Origin of the sequence: Methylophaga sp. UBA1464, from assembly GCF_002325665.1 — a bacterium.
Classification (GTDB): domain Bacteria; phylum Pseudomonadota; class Gammaproteobacteria; order Nitrosococcales; family Methylophagaceae; genus Methylophaga.
This window is the reverse complement of sequence record NZ_DCSO01000053.1, coordinates 7,168-11,243: the sequence shown is the minus strand read 5'-3', so window position 1 is coordinate 11,243 and position 4,076 is coordinate 7,168. Positions and strand designations below refer to the sequence as shown.

Genomic DNA, 4,076 nt, shown 5'->3' with positions numbered 1-4,076 from the left:
CTGGCGGAAAATCTGGAAGCCGAATTGAATACGTTGGATCCGCTCGCGACCTTTGATGAGCAGCAGATTAATGAATTGTTTGTCCGTTACCGGAATTTTCTGGTGACCTGCAAAACAGCCGGGCTGACCTTTATCCAACCCGGACGGGCATTATTGTCTGACAGCAGAGACTTTCCGGTGTTTATCCCATTATTTAATCTGCAAACGCTTTCAGAACAACAATTGAATAAAGCGGCCGATGACTCTTTATACAAAGTCATGGAGCAACGTTATAAAACCTACCTTAAAGCGTTTGTTCAGCCTTTTTACAAAACATTTTTTCGTGGCATAGACCGACAGGTAGTATTGATAGACGTATTAAAAGCATTAAGCGGTGGCAAGGAAAAATTCGACGATATGGTGATCGCATTCAGTCGAATTATAGACTGCTATCGTGTTGGCAATAATGCATTCCTTAATCGACTGTTCAGCCCTCAGGTAGAGAAAATTCTGTTTCTGGCATCTAAACCAGACCGGATTTTAATGAATCAGCACGAATCCTTACGTCGGCTATGTGATGAAATCATTAGCCATATCTGCCCGCAATCGATCAGAAATCGTATTGAAATTGAAACCGAAATTGCTGCAGCTGTTCGCAGTACCCACGATCACAGTGATCACCTGACAGCCCGATTGCTGGATGGTCAATATGGTGAACTGCGTCATCCGCCTATTCCGGATCAACTGCCTGATGCAACGCAATGGCAGCAATTATCGCAATGGAATCCACCTGTTCTGAGAGCGCCAGTAAATCCTGATTTGTTGATTGGCGGCCGTCTGGCGCATATCCGCATGGATAAAGTGCTGCGTGATTTGATTGGAGATAAATTTTAATGACTTCCACAGACGATTATTTTAAATCCAGACCCCAGCAACAGGCACCGCACACTTCGGATAAAACCGAAACTTTTTTCAAGGTAATTGCTGAAAATAACGAAACGATACTTCCCGATTCGGTTGAAGCCGATCCATTGCTTGATTTTGACGATAGTTTGCTGATTCCAGCCCGGCGCAACCGCGGTTTAAAGTGGTTGATCATCACGCTGTTTATTGTATTAATCACTATGCTGGCGTGGGACATTGCTGATTTTGCTCAAATGCTGTGGCAACAAAGTAAAGTACTTGGAATAACATTCAGTGCTTTTGCACTGTTTCTGGCTGGCTTGGTGATGCAGCAATTACTGGTGTTCCGCCGAAACCAGAAACACCTTAAACAGGCAGATCTGATTCGGGAAGAGGCTGCACGATTAAAGCATGAACAACATACTGGCAATGCAAAAAAATGGCTGCATTCGCTGGAAAAATTCTATCAGGACCAACCCCAGGCTGAAATGTTAACGCCTAGTATTAAAAGGCTGCCGGATTATCTGAATGATAGCGAAGTGGTCAATCGTATCAGTGAGGATTTTTATAAACAGCTCGATAAACAGGCCATCAGCATTATTGAACGAACCAGCATAAGCAGTGCCGCACTGATCGCCGTCAGCCAGCTCGCTGTAGTAGATTCGTTACTGGTGGTTTGGAAAACACTGAAAATGATCAATCAGATAAATATCGTTTATGGCGTAAGATTAAATCGTCTGGCTCAATGGCGTTTAAACCTTCGCGTCGCCAAAATAGCCTTGGGCAGTTATGCCAGTCAGGCCGGCATCAGCTTTTTCTCTGAACAGGTGGGTATCGGACTAGGCGGCAAAATTCTCGGCAGCGTGGCACAGGGATTTGGCGTGGGTCTTTATCAGGCCAGAATTGGTATCCATGCGATGCAACATATCCGGCCAATTGCTTTCTCCAGTGACGAAAAACCCAAACTGAATATGTTCGCCAACCTGTTACGCAGGAAATTAACCAAGCTGACAGCAGAACAGGATTCCGATTAACACTACTGTTCTGACAATTCCGGTTGAGAGAAAAGGTGATTTGAACCAAATACCTGCACCCCGTTGCGTCCGGCAGCTTTTACCTCATATAAAGCCATATCAGCCTTTTTGGTTAGCTCACTGACCGTCTCGGTTTGATCATCACCTGAAAAGATCGCGACACCGATGCTCAGTGAAATACGAAAGTCATGAGTCTGCACATGCAACGGCTCAGAAACCGCTTGCAGAATATGTCCCGCGACCTTTTTAGCATCATCCGGCTTTTTAATTTCTGTCAACAGAATCACAAACTCATCGCCACCCACCCGGCTTAACGTATCGGTCTGCCTTAAACAATATGTCATTCTGTCTGCTACCGATTTAAGGATCTCATCCCCCACATCATGTCCATGCTGATCATTTATCTGTTTAAAGTGATCAATATCAACAAACATGAGCGCAATGGGATATCCCACTCTTTTGGCATGGGCTAATGTATGGCTGATACGCTCGTCAAACAAGCGACGATTTGGCAATCCTGTCAATGTATCGTGATAGGCCATTTGACGAATGCGATCCGATTCGGATTTGCGAGCGGTTACATCTTCAATCTGTGAAATGAAGTGAATGACCTCGCCTTTTTCATTCCGAACCAGTGAAACGCTGAGTAAAACAAAAATCACATCACCGGTTTTATGGAAATAACGTTTTTCCATCTGATAGTGTTCGAGCTCACCATTGAGTAACTTTCGAACATAGTCCATATCCAAGTCCAGATCGTCTGGATGGGTAACATCGACAAATGTTTTATCCATCAACTCTTCTTCGCTGTATCCCAGCATACGACAGAGCGCGCCATTTACTTCTACCCAACGACCATCCAGACCGACAATCGCCATACCAATTGCTGCGGTATCAAATGCATTACGGAACCGTTCTTCACTTTGTTGCAGTGCCAGCTCAGCCTGTTTCCGCCATGAAATATCGGTTTTGGTACCAATGACACGAATGGGATTTCCCTGCGCATCACGTTCACCTACCGTGGCACTTCCCAGCACCCATTTCCAGCTGCCATCTTTGCTGAGAAGACGATGCTCATTACGATATTCCGGTTTTGCACCACTGAGCATACTCTTGATATCAGCAGATACCCTTTCGTTGTCCTCAGGATGAATTAAATTCATCCAATGCTCCATATCACCAATGATTTCGCCCGGAGCATAGCCCAGCATATCCAGTAATTTATCTGAAAACACCACAACATTATTGGCAACATCCCAATCCCAGACGCCGGCACCGCTACCCTCCAGAGCATGTTTCCAACGTTGCTCGGTTTCCAGAATCAATTTCTGATGTTGCCAGTCTTCGGTGATGTCGTAGCTTACGCCAACCAACGATAAGAGCTGACCCGCCTCATTAAAATACAACTCTGCAGAAGTGTGTAACATCCGAACCTCATCGCCATGATGAATTCGGAAACGGATTTCGATCGCTTTATGCTGTTGAATGGCTTTTTCTACAGCAACGCGAAAAGCAAGCAGATCCGCCTCATGAATCAACTTCTCAAAGCCACTGTAGTCCAATCGGTCGGATCCGGCTGGCAAACCAAACACCGTGCTAGCCATACTGTCGAACAGTATGACATTGGTTTCCACATCCCACTCCCAAATCGCGATTTCAGCGGCTTCCGTTGCCAGCGCCAGACGCCGGGCATTCTGCCGGTATGATTGAGTCATTTGAGAGGCTATACGAATGGCATTTGCACGGCTTTTAGCAATTGCGGCAATCACCAAAGCAAATAATAACGAGATAACACTGCCGATTAGCCAGGTTATTAAGCGGTTATTGCGTGAAATGGTACTGACAAACTCTTGATCAGGCTGACCAACAAAAGACCAGGACCGACCACCGACTTCATAACTTTTTTGCAAACTGAAGGATACATTGGATGTCGTTCCCGTTCGGGTGAACAATAAACCTTCCAGGTTTTCATCTGTATCGTCGTAGATATTGAGTGAACCGATATGTTTATGTGTCGCCAGTACATCCTGCATAACATCATCAATCCGAAACACCGCATAAACCCATCCTGAGGGAATAGTGCGCTGTTCTATTGCCCGTTCAGACCCACTGGGATCAATGAACACCGGCAGGTACATTAACAAGCCATTAATGGTTGAG

The 4,076-nt window shown here is 45.4% G+C and carries 3 protein-coding genes; 2 read left to right on the top strand and 1 reads right to left on the bottom strand.

Annotated features, from left to right (window positions below; translation table 11 throughout):
• A partial coding sequence (locus tag B3O33_RS06440) for a YcjX family protein (RefSeq protein WP_292363219.1) occupies window positions 1–873 on the top strand: 873 nt, incomplete at its 5' end.
• On the top strand, window positions 873–1,916 hold the full coding sequence (locus tag B3O33_RS06435) for a TIGR01620 family protein (protein WP_292362581.1): 1,044 nt from the start codon (window positions 873–875) through the stop codon (window positions 1,914–1,916). The genes B3O33_RS06440 and B3O33_RS06435, both read left to right, overlap by 1 nt.
• Window positions 1,917–1,918: 2 nt before the next feature.
• Here B3O33_RS06435 and B3O33_RS06430 read toward each other — a convergent pair.
• The coding region (locus tag B3O33_RS06430; protein ID WP_292363218.1) for a PAS domain S-box protein at window positions 1,919–4,076 on the bottom strand (2,158 nt) is incomplete at its 5' end.

Excerpts from the sequence above, each read along its gene's own strand:
- B3O33_RS06435 (WP_292362581.1), top strand. The coding sequence starts at position 873 with ATGACTTCCACAGACGATTATTTTAAATCCAGACCCCAGCAACAGGCA.